13 protein-coding genes are annotated in these 16,009 nt (G+C 68.6%); 9 read left to right on the plus strand and 4 right to left on the minus strand.

What is annotated here, in order from left to right; genetic code table 11:
• The first annotated feature begins 80 nt into the window (after positions 1 to 80).
• Entirely contained in the window at positions 81 to 866 is a 786-nt protein-coding gene (gene hisN, locus ACQP1O_RS34870) for a histidinol-phosphatase (RefSeq protein ID WP_433562607.1), read from the plus strand.
• Between the two features lie 21 nt (positions 867 to 887).
• Here hisN and ACQP1O_RS34875 read toward each other — a convergent pair whose 3' ends face one another.
• Complete coding sequence (locus ACQP1O_RS34875; protein WP_433562608.1) at positions 888 to 2,351, minus strand: ArnT family glycosyltransferase; 1,464 nt, start codon at positions 2,349 to 2,351, stop codon at positions 888 to 890.
• Positions 2,352 to 2,476: 125 nt separating this feature from the next.
• On the minus strand, positions 2,477 to 2,737 hold the full coding sequence (locus ACQP1O_RS34880) for a hypothetical protein (RefSeq protein WP_433562609.1): 261 nt from the start codon (positions 2,735 to 2,737) through the stop codon (positions 2,477 to 2,479).
• A gap of 234 nt (positions 2,738 to 2,971) precedes the next feature.
• Between ACQP1O_RS34880 and ACQP1O_RS34885 the strand changes: the two genes are divergently transcribed.
• The 3 genes from ACQP1O_RS34885 to ACQP1O_RS34895 all read left to right on the plus strand — a co-directional run bounded on the left by ACQP1O_RS34885 (position 2,972) and on the right by ACQP1O_RS34895 (position 7,080).
• Positions 2,972 to 4,360: an acyl-CoA dehydrogenase family protein gene (locus tag ACQP1O_RS34885; RefSeq protein WP_433562610.1), complete on the plus strand. Its 1,389-nt coding sequence runs from the start codon at positions 2,972 to 2,974 to the stop codon at positions 4,358 to 4,360.
• Between the two features lie 78 nt (positions 4,361 to 4,438).
• Positions 4,439 to 5,674 (plus strand): acyl-CoA dehydrogenase family protein, encoded by a 1,236-nt coding sequence (locus ACQP1O_RS34890; RefSeq protein ID WP_433562611.1) that lies wholly within the window; start codon positions 4,439 to 4,441, stop codon positions 5,672 to 5,674.
• A gap of 494 nt (positions 5,675 to 6,168) precedes the next feature.
• On the plus strand, positions 6,169 to 7,080 hold the full coding sequence (locus ACQP1O_RS34895) for a serine hydrolase (protein ID WP_433562612.1): 912 nt from the start codon (positions 6,169 to 6,171) through the stop codon (positions 7,078 to 7,080).
• A gap of 16 nt (positions 7,081 to 7,096) precedes the next feature.
• On the opposite strand, the gene ACQP1O_RS34900 is transcribed toward ACQP1O_RS34895, so the two are convergent.
• Together ACQP1O_RS34900 and ACQP1O_RS34905 are read right to left on the minus strand one after the other, a co-directional pair.
• Positions 7,097 to 7,903: an SDR family oxidoreductase gene (locus ACQP1O_RS34900; protein ID WP_433562613.1), complete on the minus strand. Its 807-nt coding sequence runs from the start codon at positions 7,901 to 7,903 to the stop codon at positions 7,097 to 7,099.
• A gap of 91 nt (positions 7,904 to 7,994) precedes the next feature.
• A complete protein-coding gene (locus tag ACQP1O_RS34905) occupies positions 7,995 to 8,780 on the minus strand; it encodes a helix-turn-helix transcriptional regulator (protein WP_433562614.1) in 786 nt (261 codons plus the stop codon).
• 107 nt (positions 8,781 to 8,887) lie between these two features.
• Between ACQP1O_RS34905 and ACQP1O_RS34910 the strand changes: the two genes are divergently transcribed.
• The 5 genes from ACQP1O_RS34910 to ACQP1O_RS34930 all read left to right on the plus strand — a co-directional run bounded on the left by ACQP1O_RS34910 (position 8,888) and on the right by ACQP1O_RS34930 (position 15,996).
• Positions 8,888 to 9,724: an SDR family NAD(P)-dependent oxidoreductase gene (locus ACQP1O_RS34910; RefSeq protein WP_433562615.1), complete on the plus strand. Its 837-nt coding sequence runs from the start codon at positions 8,888 to 8,890 to the stop codon at positions 9,722 to 9,724.
• 351 nt (positions 9,725 to 10,075) lie between these two features.
• Positions 10,076 to 11,737: an acyl-CoA synthetase gene (locus ACQP1O_RS34915; protein WP_433562616.1), complete on the plus strand. Its 1,662-nt coding sequence runs from the start codon at positions 10,076 to 10,078 to the stop codon at positions 11,735 to 11,737.
• 229 nt (positions 11,738 to 11,966) lie between these two features.
• The gene (locus ACQP1O_RS34920; protein WP_433562617.1) at positions 11,967 to 13,628 is read left to right on the plus strand and encodes an acyl-CoA synthetase; all 1,662 of its coding nucleotides are present in this window, start codon (positions 11,967 to 11,969) and stop codon (positions 13,626 to 13,628) included.
• A 76-nt stretch (positions 13,629 to 13,704) separates the two neighbouring features.
• Positions 13,705 to 14,280, plus strand: a complete 576-nt coding sequence (locus tag ACQP1O_RS34925; protein ID WP_433562618.1) for a hypothetical protein — start codon at positions 13,705 to 13,707, stop codon at positions 14,278 to 14,280.
• A 240-nt stretch (positions 14,281 to 14,520) separates the two neighbouring features.
• On the plus strand, positions 14,521 to 15,996 hold the full coding sequence (locus ACQP1O_RS34930; protein WP_433562619.1) for a PepSY-associated TM helix domain-containing protein: 1,476 nt from the start codon (positions 14,521 to 14,523) through the stop codon (positions 15,994 to 15,996).
• The last annotated feature ends 13 nt before the right edge of the window (positions 15,997 to 16,009 follow it).

Genomic DNA, 16,009 nt, shown 5'->3' on the forward strand with positions numbered 1-16,009 from the left:
AATCACCTCACCGGTGTGCCACTCGATGTTGGGGACGTGGGACACCACCTGTTAACGGGGGAGGACTAACGTGCTGGGGCGTGACCGGATACTCCGCTGACCTGGAACTCGCGCTGAAGCTGGCCGACGCGGCCGATGGGATCACCCGTGAGCGGTTCCGGGCGCTCGATTTGAAGATCGATTCCAAGCCGGATCTGACGCCGGTATCGGATGCGGATCTGGCTGTCGAGCGGAAGCTGCGGGAGATCCTCGCCGACGAGCGGCCGGGGGACCTGGTGCTCGGTGAGGAGTTCGGCGGGGACGTCGAATTCAGCGGTCGGCAGTGGGTCATCGACCCGATCGACGGGACCAAGAACTTCGTGCGCGGGGTGCCGGTGTGGGCCTCGCTCATCTCGCTGCTCGAGGACGGCGTGCCGGTGGTGGGCGTGGTCAGCGCGCCGGCATTGGCGCGACGCTGGTGGGCGGCGACCGGTCACGGCGCGTGGAGCAGCTTCGAGCAGGGTGAGCCTCGGGCCCTCTCGGTGTCGGCGATCGCCGAGCTGGGTGCGGCCAGCCTCGCGATCTCCAGCCTGTCGGGCTGGCGGGCCATCGGGCGCCGGGCCAAGCTCATCGCGCTCACCGACGAGGTGTGGCGGGTGCGCGGGTACGGCGACTTCTTCGGGTACACGCTGCTGGCCGAGGGCGCGGTCGACATCGTCACCGAACCCGAACTGTCGCTGTGGGACATGGCGGCGCTGGACATTCTGATTCGCGAGGCGGGCGGCACCTTCACGGCGCTGGACGGCAAGCCGGGGCCGCACGGCGGGAGCGCGGTGGCGACCAATTCGCATCTGCAGGACCAGGTGCTGGCGGCCCTGCAGGCCTGATCCGGGCCGGAGGTCCGAGCCTCAGCCGAGTTGCCGCATGGCGGGCCACATCTCGGACCAGGGGCGACGGGGTGTGCGGCACAGGATGATCGCGCGCCCCTGCTCGAGATTGCGGATGTTCAGGCCATTGTCCAAGCGCCCCAATGGTTCCGGGTCCACGCAGAAGCGGCTCACCCGGTCGGCGGGCATGCCGAGCACGAGCACCGAATGGGCGCCCGAAGGCGGACCCCACCACCAGTACGCGTTGTGCACGCTGTGCGGGGTCGGCAGGTTGCGGCTTCCGCCGAAGAATTCGAGAGCGGCTGCCTCTCCGTAGTTGGCGGTGAGGAGGTCGGCGTCGGGCGCGGAATGTGCTCGGACATCCGCGATCTGCGCGGTGAACTGCGACCAGCCGACGGTCTCCCCAGCCTCCTTGTTGATCGCGAGCAGGGCCGACGGGTCCCGAAGGGCGGACATCGGCAGCACGGGTAGGAAGACCACCGCCGAGAACACCGAGTTCAGCGCGATGACGAAAGTCAGTGCGGCAAACCGTATCCAATGCCCGCTGAGCCGCGGCTCCAGTCCGACGGCGCCCGCGGCCACCAGCATCGGATACATCCCGCCGAGGTAGTACGCCTTGCCGACCATGACCAGGTAGCCGACGAACAGCATCGCGTAGGCGACGGCGAAGGCCCGGTAGCGTCGCCACAGCCACCACAGGCCGAACGCCCACACTGGCACCAGCAGTACGCCGATCAGCCCGAATTGCAGGAGCACGAACCCGATTCGCGAATTCGAGCTGCCCGAGGAGCCGCCCGCGATGGCCCGGCTCAGCGCCCACTGCGGCCAACCGTTGCGCGCCTGCCACAGCACGTAGGGCGCGCTGATCACCGCCGCGATACCGAGGGCGAGCGGGAAATACCTGGTGGCGAACACTTCTCGCGGTCCGACCAGGAGCAGTGAGAAGGCCAGCGCGGCAAGGGGAACCACGATCAGGGCCTTGTTCTGCACCCCGATTCCGGACAGCGCGCCGATCGCGAGCCACCATCGCGGGTCGGCGTCGGGTCGCATCAGACGCAGAACCAGCAGCATCAGTACCGACCACACCGCGAGATCGATATCCGCCGTACCGAGGGTGTGCCCGGCCCCGGCCACCACGGCCGCCGACGCCATGGTCCCGGCCGCGACCGCCTGCGCCACCCGGCCGCCGCCGAGTTCGCGGGCGGCGAGTCCGGCGCAGATCACCACGGTGGTGGCCGCCAGCGTCGCCGGAAGACGCAGCAGCATCAAGGAATTCGGATCTATGGCCGACATCGCGCGGGCCAGCAGTGGCACCAGCGGCGGCTGATCGGGATATCCCCAGTCCAATCGCCGTCCCGCGGCCAGAAAGTAGAGCTCATCGCGGTGGTACCCGTACCGTCCGGAGAGCGCGGTGAGCAGCACCGCGAAAATTCCTGCTATCCAGTACGTTTCGCCACCCGAGGCATTGACCGGCCGTTCGCGCATCCCCCGCATCGTCGCATCTCCGGGGCGGCCGGGCCACCGGTGCCGGGGTACCCGGCGCGGGCTGCGGTCCCGCCACCGGGCGCGTTGCTACGCTCTGCTATTCAGCGTCGCTACGCCGTTGTCTCTCAGCCGAGCGGGACGCAGACCGAGCCGAGGTCCAGGAACGGGCCGCCGGGGACAGCGGAGCCCACACCGACCGAACCGAGTCCGATCTCGGTGCCGACACCGCTGATGCAGCCACCCGTGCCGGATCCGGTGCCCAGGCCGACACCGGAACCGGTGATACCCACATCGATCGGCTGCAGCTGCACGTCGGCGCTGGCGTTGGGGGCGGCGAGGAAGAGACCGGCGGCAATGATGCCCGCCGTTCCGAGCGCAATCTTCATATGTACGAACCTCCATCAGGAGCGGGTTATGCGCCGACACCCTAGCCCACCTCGGGTGCGTCTGAAGCGTATTTGTTTCACTAGATCCGAGTGACACCGGTCGGTAAGTTCGAACGACTGCCCTGACCTGCCGATTCGACAATCCTCGACGCCAGTTCTTACTCTGAAGTAAGATAGTCTTACTCAGGAGTAAGATTGCTGGGCAGGATCACCCACCTCCTCGATAGAAAACTGGTGATTATGAGCACTCGAGACACCGCAACGAAGCGGGATACCTCCGCCGTTGGCCTCAACCCGGTCAAACGCGACTGGATGGGCGCGGCGATGCGGGTCATGACGACCATCACGGGATCGGAGCTGGCAGAGAAGTACAAGCTGCGCAAGCCGATCGAACGATTCACCTACGAGAGCACCAAGACCGGGTTCCGCACCCTGGGTGCTGCGACTCGGGTGTTCGAGAAGGTCGCCGGCGGTGGCGCCCCGAAGCGTCTGCCCGCCAACGAGTCTCGTAAGAAGGACTACTTCGACCTCACCCCGTCCGACGAGCAGCAGATGATCGTCGAGACCGTGCGCGACTTCGCCGGCGAGATCCTGCGCCCGGCCGCGTACGAGGCCGACAATTCCGCCAAGGCCCCGCGCGACCTGCTCGAGCGCGCCGCGGAACTCGGCATCACCCTGATCAACGTGCCCGAGGAGCTCGAAGGCGCGGCCTCCGAGCGTGGCGCCGTCACCAATTCGCTGGTGGCCGAGGCGCTCTCGTACGGCGACATGGGCCTGGCGCTGCCGATCCTGGCGCCGAGCGGTGTCGCGGTCGCGCTGTCGCAGTGGGGTACCGACGCCCAGCAGCAGACCTACCTGGGCGCCTTCACGGGTGAGAACGTGCCGCAGGCCTCGGTCGTCATCTCCGAGCCGCAGGCGCTGTTCGATCCGTTCGCGCTGCAGACCAAGGCCACTCGCTCCCCCAGCGGTTTCCGCCTCAACGGTGTGAAGACCCTGGTCCCGGCCGCCGGTGACGCCGAGCTGTTCATCGTCGCCGCCGAGCTGGACGGCCGGCCCACCTTCTTCATCGTCGAGTCCGACACCGAGGGTGTCGTGATCGAGGCCGACCCGAGCATGGGCATGCGGGCCGCGGGCCTGGGTCGCCTGCACCTGAAGAATGTCGCCGTTCCGGCCACCGCCCTGCTGGGCGACTCGGAGGGCGCGCAGCGCGCCGAGGAGTACGCCGACGCCGTGCGGCTGGCCCGCCTGGGCTGGGCCTCGCTGGCCATCGGCACCGGTCAGGCCGTGCTCGACTACGTGATTCCGTACGTGAAGGAGCGTGAGGCGTTCGGTGAGCCGATCGCGCACCGCCAGGCGGTCGCGTTCATGGTCGCGAACATGGCGATCGAGCTGGACGGCCTCCGTCTCGTGACGCTGCGTGGTGCGTCGCGCGCGGAACAGGGGCTGTCCTTCGCCCGCGAGGCGGCGCTGGCCAAGAAGCTGGCCACCGACAAGGGCATGCAGGTCGGGCTCGACGGCGTGCAGCTGCTCGGCGGCCACGGTTTCACCAAGGAGCACCCGGTCGAGCGCTGGTACCGCGATCTGCGCGGCGTCGGCGTGGCCGAAGGCATCGTCCTCATCTGAGCCCGCCTCGTCCCCGCCGCCACCCTCAATCGAGACGCTGCGCGTCGCGGGGCTGAACCTCAACGGAGAGACCACCTCATGATCAATCTCGAACTCCCCAAGAAGCTGCGGGCCAGCGCCAACCAGGCCCACCAGGTCGCGCAGGAGATCTTCCGTCCTGCGTCGCGCAAGTACGACCTGGCCGAGCACGAATACCCGGTCGAGCTGGACACCATGGCCGCCATGGTCGAGGGCCTGTCCGACTCCGGCTCGGCCGACGTCTCCGGAGCCACCGGTGGCCGCAAGGCCGGTGAGAAGACCGACGGTGATGCGCACGCCACCGAGCTGCTCGGGAACACCAACGGCGGCAATATGTCCGCGCTGATGAACGCGCTGGAGACCTCGTGGGGCGATGTCGGCCTCATGCTGTCGATCCCCTACCAGGGCCTCGGCAATGCCGCCATCGCGGCGGTCGCCACCGATGAGCAGCTGTCGCGCTTCGGCAAGGTGTGGGCCGCCATGGCCATCACCGAGCCGTCCTTCGGCTCCGACTCCGCGGCGGTGTCCACCACCGCGGTGCTCGACGGCGACGAGTGGGTGCTCAACGGCACCAAGATCTTCGTGACCGCCGGCTCGCGCGCCACCCACATCGTGGTGTGGGCGACCGTCGACAAGACAGCCGGCCGCGCGGCCATCAAGTCGTTCGTGGTGCCGCGGGATGCCAAGGGCCTCACCGTATCCCGCCTCGAGCACAAGCTGGGCATCAAGGCCTCCGACACCGCCGAGCTCCGCCTCGAGGACTGCCGCATCCCCAAGGACAACATCCTGGGTTCGCCGGAAGTCAATGTGGAGAAGGGTTTCGCGGGCGTCATGCAGACGTTCGACAACACCCGCCCGCTGGTCGCCGGCATGGCCGTCGGCGTCGGCCGCGCCGCCCTCGAGGAGCTTCGCACCGTCCTCACCGACGCGGGCATCGAGATCTCCTACGACAAGCCGGCCAACAACCAGCACGCCGCCGCCGCGGAATTCCTCCGCCTGGAGGCCGACTGGGAAGCCGCCTACCTGCTGTCGCTGCGCGCCGCGTGGATGGCCGACAACAAGAAGCCCAACTCCCTCGAGGCTTCCATGTCCAAGGCCAAGGCCGGCCGCATGGGCACCGACGTCACCCTCAAGGCCGTCGAACTCGCCGGCACCACGGGTTACTCCCAGCGCACCCTCCTGGAGAAGTGGGCCCGCGACTCGAAGATCCTCGACATCTTCGAAGGCACCCAGCAGATCCAGCAGCTCATCGTGGCCCGCCGCGTGCTCGGGCTGTCGAGCGACAAGCTGAAGTAAGTTCTGGCACAACGGAAAACCGGTGCGCGCCGCATTCGTGGCTCGCACCGGTTTTCTCGTTTCCGGACGTCCCTGGTCCGTGGCGGGTTGGATTCCGAGCGCCTTCAGCAGGTGGCCGACAACCGGGATGGAGTCGGAGCTGCCGGTGCCGGTTTGCGCAATCGAGGTTCGCTCGGGTACAGGCGCATCGGCCGGAAGGAACTCGATGTCCGCGATCCGGAACTGCTGTCGGCGGGGACGATGACCAGCGCTACCTGCCGGCCGCCGGGTACGCGCTGAAACTGGCGGTCAACTGGGGCGCGGCCGGGGCGGCGGCCGCTGTTCGACCGGTTCCCCGATCCGCGACCCCGGCGGCTGAGCCGCGCGACTCGACGACACCAGCTGGGAGTTTCGGGCTCTGGTTGCCGAAATGTGATTTGCGCGGATAGGTTTCGCCGGTGCGTGGATTCAGTAGGCGGATGCTATTGGGGGCCGGCGCTATCGCCGCTGGGGGGATGATGCGGACGGGGACGGCCCGGGCCGGGGTGCCGGTGGTGGGCCCGGCCTTCGATGCCCAGTACCGGGCCATCACGAAGGTCGCCGGGGGCCGGTGGCACTGTCTGGTCAGCGATCTCGGGTCGGGGCAGCCGGTTCCGGTCGTCGAGGAGGACGCCGACTTCGTCATCGAGGGGGCCAGCGTGCAGAAGCTGGCGGTGATGACCGCGGTGATGACCGAGGTGGATGCCGGGCGGATCAAGCTGTCGGACACCACGACTCTGGATGCCGACATGGTGGCCGAGGGCAGCGGCCTGTATCTGAACCAGGCGGCGTTCGGGGATCAGCTGACGGTGGCGAATCTGCTGACGACCATGCTGCAGGTGTCGGACAACACCGCGGTGCGGTTGTTGTCGCGTTTCGTGTCCGGGGATCAGATCAACGAGATCTTGGATCGGCTGGGGTTCAAGGCGACCCGGGTGCTGCCGATACCCGGTGAGAGCCGGTTCTATCTGGGGAACACGACGGCGCGGGAGAACAATGATCTGCTGTTCCGGCTGGCGTCGGGGACGCTGCTGTCGAGGGAGTCGACGCAGGCGGTGCTGCGGATCATGACGTGGACCGCGGTGGGATACACCGACGGGATCCGGCGGAACATGTCCTCGGAGGAGCGGGCGCGGTTCGCCACCAAACACGGTGCGTCCGACGACAAGCGGCACGACACCGGGATCATGTTCGACGCGGCGGGCGCGCCGCTGGTGGTGTTCTCGTTCTTCGCCGATCAGGCGCCGGACGCGGACAACTACGGGGCCACCAATCCGGTGGTGGAGGCGCATGCCACGCTGGGCCGGTCGCTGTTCGACACGTACACGCATCTGTCGCCGCTGCAGTCGTTCATCGATCCGAAGAAGATCGCCTCGGGCGGGCACTGAGCCGGCGCGGGAAGTATCAGCCCGCCAATAGATTTCGCATGGCGGTGAAGACCTCGGAGGCGCCGCCCAGCGACCAGCCGCCGTCGACGGGGATGATGGCGCCGTTGACGTAGGTGGCGTACGGGGACGCCAGCCACAGGCAGCAGTCGGCGATCTCCTGGGCGGTGCCGTAGCGGCCCAGCGGCACGGATCTGGCCACCAGCTCGGATAATTCGGGGGTGGGGGCCAGGCGGGACATGCCCTCGGTGTCCTCGATGGGGCCGGGAACCACGGCATTGACGCGGATGCCCGCTCCGGCCCACTCCAGCGCCGCGACCTTGGTGAGCATGTCCACGCCAGCCTTGGCGGCGCAGGCGTGGGCCTGCAGGGTCATGGGAACGGTCGACTGCGGCGCCGAGATGGTGATGACCGACGCCCCGGGCGTGCGCAGGTGCTCGCGGGCGGCGCGCAGGACATTGAAGGTGCCCTTCAGGTCGATGTCCACCACGGCCCCGAAGGCTCGCGCCGACATGGATTCCGTTGCGGCGGGGAAGTTCCCGGCCGCGCCAGAGACCAGCACATCCAGCTCGCCGAGCTCGGTGCAGGTGGCCGCGAGACCCTCGGCGACCGCGTCGTAGTCGCGCACGTCCGCGGCGAAACCCAGGGCGGTGACTCCGCATTCGCCGAGCGAGTCGACGGCCGCGCGCACCTTGCCGGGCGTGCGCGAGAGCACCGCCACCGAGCCCCCTGCCCGCGCGAAGGCTCGAGCCACAACGAGATTGATGCCGCTGGTACCGCCTGCCACGAAGACCGTCCGGCCGGAGAAATCGAAGAGGTCGCTCATCACCTGATTCTGCGGCGCGGTATCGGCGCCGGTACCCGGATCGACCGGTTCGATACCGGATGGTGGCGCGGTCAGGCCACGGCGAGCGTGGTCAGGCCGCCGCGAAGCGGACGGCCAGCTGGGTGCGACTGGTGCAGGCGGTCTCCGCCAGCACCCGGCTGAGGTGCTTCTTCACGGTGTCGACGCCGATGAACAGGCGCTCGGCGATCTGCCGATTGGTGAGCCCGCGCGCGGCCAGGTCCGCGACCTCCCATTCCCGGGGCGTCAGCTGCCAATTCGCTACGGTGTCACGCCGTTCCCGATCCCGGGCGAGCTGGTCGGCGACGAGCGGTGCGAGGTGCCGGCGCAGGGCGTGCAGGACGGCGACGTCCCGTTCCGGCACCCGCAGCGAGTCCGCCACGGCCATACCGACATACAGCACACCGGCGGGACCGCCGTCCACCAGCATGGCGGCCTTGTCACTGATTCCATTGGGGCGCAGGAAATCCGTCAAAAACGGGGTGGCGCCGGGTACTTCGCTGAGCCGGATGACGCCCCGGGTCCGCAAGAGATCGGCGACCAGCTCCCCCCGCAGGGGATCCGCGTCGATCCAGCGCGCGGCGTAGTCGGCGAGGAACTCGGAGGTGTACCCACCTTGGATGCCACAGCCCTCACGGATCGCCTCTGAGAGCGAATCACCGTGCAGCACAGCGACTCCGGTGAATCCGAACCAGCTCTGCAGGGCCAGCAGCAACCGCTCCCGGAACTCGGTCAGATCCCCGGCCCGATCCACCGATTCGAGCACGCCGATCAGCCGCCGATGGTCCTCGGCACTCAGCGGGCCACCCTCGGGCAGCAGGCGAGGACGACGAGTGGGGTCGGTGAGGGCTCCGGTCACCGGTCCATATTCCACCTCTGGGCCATACCGGGCCACGCCGCGCGCGGGCATTGTCGGTGACAGCACTCCGGCGGACCCGCCGGAAGAACCGATCGAGGAAGCGACCCATGACTGCACAGACCTCCCGCCGCTGGCTGATCACCGGAGCGAACAGCGGTTTCGGCGCGGCCTTCGCCCAGGCCGTGCTGGCCGCCGGGGACGAGGTGGTGGCCGCGGTGCGTCGCCCCGAGACCATGGCGGACGTGGTTGCCGCGCACCCGGACCGGGTGCAGGTGGTGACCCTGGACGTGCGCGACCCGGCCGCCGCCGAGCGGGCGGTGAAGGAGGCCGGGAGGATCGACGTCCTGGTCAACAATGCGGGCTACGGCATCGTCGGCGCGATCGAGGAGACCACGGAGGCCGATCTGCGCGACGCCATGGAGGTCATGTTCTTCGGCCCGCTACGGCTGACCCAGCTGGTCCTCCCCCAGATGCGCGAGCGCCACGCGGGCACCATCGTCCAGCTGACCAGCATGGGCGGGTTCCTGTCCTTCGCGGGCGTGGGCGCCTACAGCGCCGCCAAGGGCGCGCTGGAGCTGGCCAGCGAAGCCCTTGCCGCCGAGGTGAATCCGCTCGGCATCCAGGTGCTGATCGTCGAACCCGGGGAATTCCGAACCGGTTTCGCCAAGCCCGCCGCCCTCACCATCGGTTCCGCCATCCCGGACTACGCCGCCACCGTGGGCGCCATCCGCGACGGCCTGCCCGCCTCCGACCAGCAGCAGCAGGGCGATCCCGGCAAGGCCGCGACCGCAGTCCTCGCCCTGGTCGGCCAGGCCGACGCCCCGCTGCGCCTGGCCCTGGGCCCGGACGCGGTCGGCGCCATCCGCGGCAAGCTGGCCACCGTCGCCGCCGAGCTGGACGCCACCGCCCACCTGGGCCTGACCACCGGCTTCGACGAGATCTGAGCCCGGATATGCGAACAGCCCGCCGATCGGTCGGCGGGCTGTTCGCGTGAGCGCTGGATTACAGGGCTGCCAGCGCCGCGCTTCCGCTGCTCATGGCGGCGACGATGTTGGCGAGTACGGCGAGCATTTCCATGTGGGTACCTCATCAGTTCAGGAAGGGGAACCCGCAGCCTGTGGGACCCAGGTTACGAGCGAGCAATCGATAGGTGAACACAGTAGGGCGATTCGCTCAGAGTTGCCGTGTGTCTGTTGTGACCGAATTTGTGTAACGACCGTCACAGGCCGCTGTTACGGTGACGCTACCGCCGTCGGGTCCGGGCGGTGGACGGCTCGTCAACGGAGGTGGTCCGCATGGCCTCGGTTCTGCATTCGGCTCGGCAGCGCATGGCGCACACCGGTGAGGCGCTCAAGGGCCTGAGGCGTTTGCGGGAGCTGGGGTTGAGCGATCCCACCGATCCGGTGGAGACGGTCCGATTGCTCAGGGACGCCAGGGTTTTCGGGCCGCCTGCGACAGCGATACGGCGCGCGGCGCGCCTGTTCGGGGACCGGCCGGCCCTCGCGGACGAGCGGGGTGAGCTCACCTACCGGGAGCTGGACGAGCAGTCGAACGCGCTGGCGCGCGGATTGCAGCGCAATGGCGTCAAACCCGGAACCGTGGTGGGCGTGCTGGCCCGCGATCACCGGGGCCTGGTGCTGACCATGGCGGCGCTGGGCAAACTCGGCGCGCGGCTGGCGCTGATGAACACCGGATTCGCCAAACCGCAGTTCGCCCAGGTCTGTGAGCGCGAGAACGTGCGAGTCGTGTTGCACGACAGCGAATTCCTCGGCCTGCTCGACGCCCTGCCCGAGGACCTTCCCCGCGTACTGACCTGGGTCGACGAGGGCATCGAAATACCCGCCGGCGCAAAAACTCTGGACGAGCTCATCGCGGCCAACGCACCGGCGCCGCTGCCCGCGCCGAAGCAGCCGGGCGGCTTCATCATCCTCACCTCGGGTACCACCGGCCTGCCCAAGGGCGCCCCGCGCGAACGCACCGGACCGCTGTCGACGGTGCAGATGGTGGACCGCATCGACTTTCCGCACCAGGGCACGATGGTCATCGTCTCCCCCATCTTCCACTCCACCGGGTTCGCGACCTGGCTGACCGCGTGCGCCTTCGGCAACAAGGTGGTGATGGCGCGCCGCTTCGACGCCGAGCGGACGCTGCGCCTGATCGCCGAGCACCGCGCCGACATGCTGGTGGCGGTGCCGACCATGCTGCATCGAATGGTGGAGCTGGACAAGGAGATTCGCCAGCAGTACGACACCTCCTCACTGACCGGCATCGTGCTGGCCGGTTCGGCGCTGTCGCCGGAGCTGTCGGTGCGCACGGCCGAGGTGTTCGGGCCGGTGCTCTACAACCTCTACGGCTCCACCGAATGCGCGATCGCCTCGGTGGCCCGGCCCGAGGATCTGGCCCTCGCGCCGGGGACGGCGGGACGGGCGCCGCTGACCTGCGAGGTGGCGCTCTTCGACGACGACGGACGGCGCGTCCTCGCCAAGAACGTGACCGGCCGTGTCTTCATCCGCTCGGGCTCGCCGTTCAAGGGCTACACCGACGGGCGGATGAAGGAGGTCATCGACGGGTACATGTCCAGCGGCGATGTCGGGCACTTCGACGATCGCGGACTGCTGTTCATCGACGGCCGCGACGACGACATGATCGTCTCCGGCGGCGAGAACGTCTTCCCGCAGGAGGTCGAGAACCTGCTGCTGGAGCGCCCCGACGTGTTCGATGCGGCCGTGGTCGGCGTGGACGATGTCGAATTCGGTAAGCGCCTGCGCGCGTTCATCGTTCCCGAGCCCGGCGTGCAGCTCGCGCCCGAGGAGATCAAGACCTATGTGAAGGCCAATCTGGCTCGCTACAAGGTGCCGCGGGACGTCTTCTTTCTCGACGATCTGCCGCGCAATGCCACCGGCAAACTGCTGCGCCGGGTCCTCGTGGAGTACGAGCCGCCCGTCGCGAGTCAGTAGGTGACACAGCACCGAGTCAGCAGGCGGCACAGCACCAATGGTGTCCGCGACACGGCGGCAATCCTGGGATCCCCACCACGAGCTGCGCGGTTTATTCGTAACCGCGAGTAACGGAGACCTCGGCCACACCCGGGCTGCCTGCGCTTGCTAGGGTTAGCACCGCACTGGATCTCGATGTTGCGGTCCGTCGGCCGACTCGTCCGGCGGGGGATCGCGGAAGGTTGTACCCATGTCACTTGCCCTTCCATCGGCTGGCACGGTTCTACGCAAGGCCGGCGATACGGCGCTCAGCGTCAATGCCATGGTCCGAGGGGGACTCTTCAATCCGCTGCGCCCCGATCACGCGGTGCGCTCGGCGCTCAATGTGCTGAAGTTCGGTCCGTTCGCGGGCGCGGTCGTGCATGCGGCCAACACCAATCCCAAGTCCGCGGCCATTGTCGACGAGCGCGGTGAGCTGACCTTCGAGCAGCTCGACCAGCAGTCCAATGCCTTCGCGCGCGGCCTCGCCGCCCGGGGCCTGGGCCCCGGCGATGTGATCGGCGTGCTGGCCCGCGACCACCGCGGCATGGTGCTGACCCTGGTCGCCGCCGGCAAGCTGGGAGTGCGCGCGGTGCTGATGAACACCGGCTTCGCCAAGCCGCAGTTCACCGATGTGGCCGCCCGCGAGAACGTCAAGGCGGTGCTGCACGACAGCGAGTTCTTCGACCTGATGTCGGCCATTCCGGCCGAGATTCCGCGCATCCTGACCTGGGTCGACGAGCAGGACAATGCCGACCCGTCGATTCCGACCATCGAGTCGGTGGCGGCCGGGCAGTCCACCGCGCCGCTGACCCCGCCGGAGAAGCCGGGCGGCATGGTCATCCTGACCTCGGGCACCACCGGCACCCCCAAGGGCGCGCCGCGCGACAAGGTCAGCCCGTTCATCACGGCGCAGTTCCTGGATCGGATCCCGCTGCCGCGCAACAGCACCGTGGTGATGGCCGCCCCGATCTTCCACGCCACCGGCCTGTCGCAGTTCACGCTGTCGATCGCGCTGGGCAACCGGGTGGTGTTCCAGCAGCGCCGCTTCGATCCCGAGGGCACGCTGGCCAATATCAAGAAGTTCCGCGCGCAGGGTCTGACCGTGGTCCCGACCATGCTGCAGCGCATCCTGGACCTGCCGGAAGAGACGCTGGCGAAATACAACCCGGCGGAGACCCTGAAGGTCGTCTTCGCCGCCGGCTCGGCCATCCCGCCGGACGTGGTCACCCGCACCCTCGACTACTTCGGCGAGACCCTCTACAACGTGTACGGCTCCACCGAGTGCGCGGTCATGACCGTGGCCACCCCGTCGGAACTGCGCAAGGCCCCGACCACCGCGGGCAAGGCGCCGGTCGGCATTCGCGTCGCGCTCTACGACGAGAACCGCAGGCGCATCTCCGCGCCCAACGTGACCGGCACGATCTTCATCGAGAACGGGCACTCGTTCAAGCAGTACACCGACGGCCGCACCAAGGAGTATGTGGACGGCCTCATGTCCTCCGGCGATGTCGGCCACTTCGACACCGACGGGCTGCTGTTCATCGACGGCCGCGACGACGACATGATCGTCTCCGGCGGTGAGAACGTCTTCCCGCAGGAGGTCGAGAACCTGCTGTCCAACCGCCACGACATCCTGGAGGCGGCGGTGGTCGGCGTCGACGACCGCGACTTCGGAAAGCGTCTGCGCGCCATCGTGGTTCCGGGGCCCGACTCCAAGCGGGACGTGCAGGAGATCAAGGACTACGTGAAGGAGAACCTGGCGCGCTACAAGGTGCCGCGCGAGGTGATCTTCCTCGATGAGCTGCCGCGCAATGCCACCGGGAAGCTGCTGCGCAAGCCGCTGATCGAGATGGAAGTCACGGGGAATTAGCCAAAGCCGTTCGCACTCCGCCGGTCAACGGCAGGGTACGGGCAGGGGCCAGATCAGGCCTGGCTATTATCAGCGCGTGAACATCGAATCCGGCCGCTCTACAGCGCATTACCGCAGCGATGCTGCGGTATTGCGCGGTGGGGCGGCCGGTTCGGTATCCGGGGCGCTCGCGGTGGCCGCGCACGGCTGGATCTCGGGGGCCGCGCCCCTGGAGTCCGGTCCACTGACGCTGCTGGTCGCCGCCTCGGCGACGGTAGGCGCGGTGGTCGCGAGCGTGCACACGCTGCGCACCACGGCGCTCGGTCTGGTGGTCGCACTCCTCGGCGGGCAATTGCTGGGTCACTTCAGCATGATGTGGGGCTCGCCGGGCAGCATGCACCATCAGCACCACAATGCCGCGATGTGGAGTCCGGCCATGCTGGCCGCGCACATCGTGGCAGCGTGCGCGGCGGCCGCGGTAATTCTCGGCGCGGAAGCGGCCTATCGGATCGGCACCACGGTGCTGTCCTGGGCGCTGCCGCTGCCTATTTCACTACCGGTGCTCACCGGGCCGCCGCTGCTGCCCATCCCGCACCGGGATCTCGTCGTACTGCGCATCTTCGCGGCCGACGTCTTCCGCACTCGCGGACCACCCGCACTCGTTCGAGGCTGATTCACTTCTTTTCACACCCGGGCACACGGACTTTCGCCTCCGTGTGACTTCGCTGTACGCCCGCGACCGTCGCGGTGGCGTCATGCGCGTCCGGGCATCCCCATGACCGCTGTGCGCACGCGGTGGCAGTCGCGTGCGCGCCATGAGGGGGTCATGGTGTGCCCCGACATGCGTCGCCTCGATGTGTTCGCTCCGGTACGGCGTGTCCCCGGGCGTTCCCTCGAACCCGAAAGATCGCTGGTGACAATCACTGACAGCGGTGTCGATGCGACACCGCCGCCCTCCCCTACCCCGGCGACGGATCCACCGCCGTCCGGGAAGGCCCCGAAACGCGGCGCGGGCAATGCCTTCCAGGCGCTCATGCTGCGTTTGCATTTCTATGCCGGCGTCTTCGTGGCGCCGTTCATCCTGATCGCGGCCGTGACCGGTGCGCTGTACGCGATCTCGCCGACGCTGGAGACCGTCACCTCCAGCGGCCTGCTGCACACCGATTCGACCGGCCCGGCCAAGCCGTTGCGGGAGCAGGTCGCCGCCGGGCAGGCCGCCGAGCCGAACCTGGCGCTGGTGGCCGTGGCCCCCGGACAGCACGCCGGTGAGACCACGCGCGTGCTCTTCAGCGATCCGTCGCTGGGCGAATCCGAGCGGCGCGCGGTGTTCGTCGACCCGGTGACCGCGCAGCCGGTGGGCGACAGCGTCGTCTACGGCTCCTCGGGCGCGCTGCCCATGCGCACCTGGATCGACCAGCTGCACAAGGATCTGCACCTGGGTGCGTTCGGGCGCTACTACAGCGAGATCGCGGCGTCCTGGCTGTGGCTGGTGGCGCTGGCCGGGCTGGTGCTCTGGTACCGGCGGGTGCGGGCGCGGCGCGAGAAGCGCTCGCCCGGTTGGCTGCTGCGGCCGGACCGGTCGCGGCCTCGGGTCCGGACACTGAATTGGCATGCGGTGGTGGGTGTCTGGATCCTGCCGGTGCTCCTGCTGCTGTCGGTCACCGGTATGACCTGGTCGAAGTACGCGGGTGAGAACGTCACCCAGCTGCGGCAGGCGATGAGCTGGACCACGCCCGCGGTGAGCGCCAAGCTGCCCGGGTCGACCGGTCCGGCCATGTCCGCGGGCGGTGAACACGATCACCACGGTGGCGGCGCGGGCGCGGCCATGCCTCCCGCCGACAGGTCGGCACTGGTCGACACCGTGTACGGCGTCGCCCGGGCCAACGGCCTGACCGGGCCCTTGGAGATCAGCATTCCGGCCAAGGACGGCACGGCCTTCGTGGCGCAGGAGCTGCGCCGGCCCGGCCAGTACACCCGCGATGCCATCGCGGTGGACGGCGCGACCGGCAATGTCACCGACAAGCTGCCGTACGCCGACTGGCCGCTCATGGCCAAGCTCACCAATTGGGGCATCCAGTTCCACATGGGCCTGATGTTCGGGCTGGCCAATCAGCTTCTGCTGCTGGTCATCATGGCCGGGCTGGGCACGGTGATCGTGCGCGGCTACCTCATGTGGTGGCGGCGCCGCCCGACCAAGGAGTCGAAGCTCGCCGCGGGCAAGGCCCCGCGCCGGGCGCTGGCGCAGACCCCGCTGATCGTCCTGGCGCCGCTGGCAGCGGCCGCCGCGGTGGTCGGCTGGTTCGCGCCCATGATCGGCATTCCGTTGCTGGGCTTCCTGGTGATCGACGTGCTGGTGGGTGTGGGAGCCCGCCTGCGCGCCACCGCCTAGTCCACGAGAACCG

Origin of the sequence: Nocardia sp. CA-151230 (assembly GCF_050942175.1) — a bacterium.
Lineage (GTDB): Bacteria > Actinomycetota > Actinomycetes > Mycobacteriales > Mycobacteriaceae > Nocardia.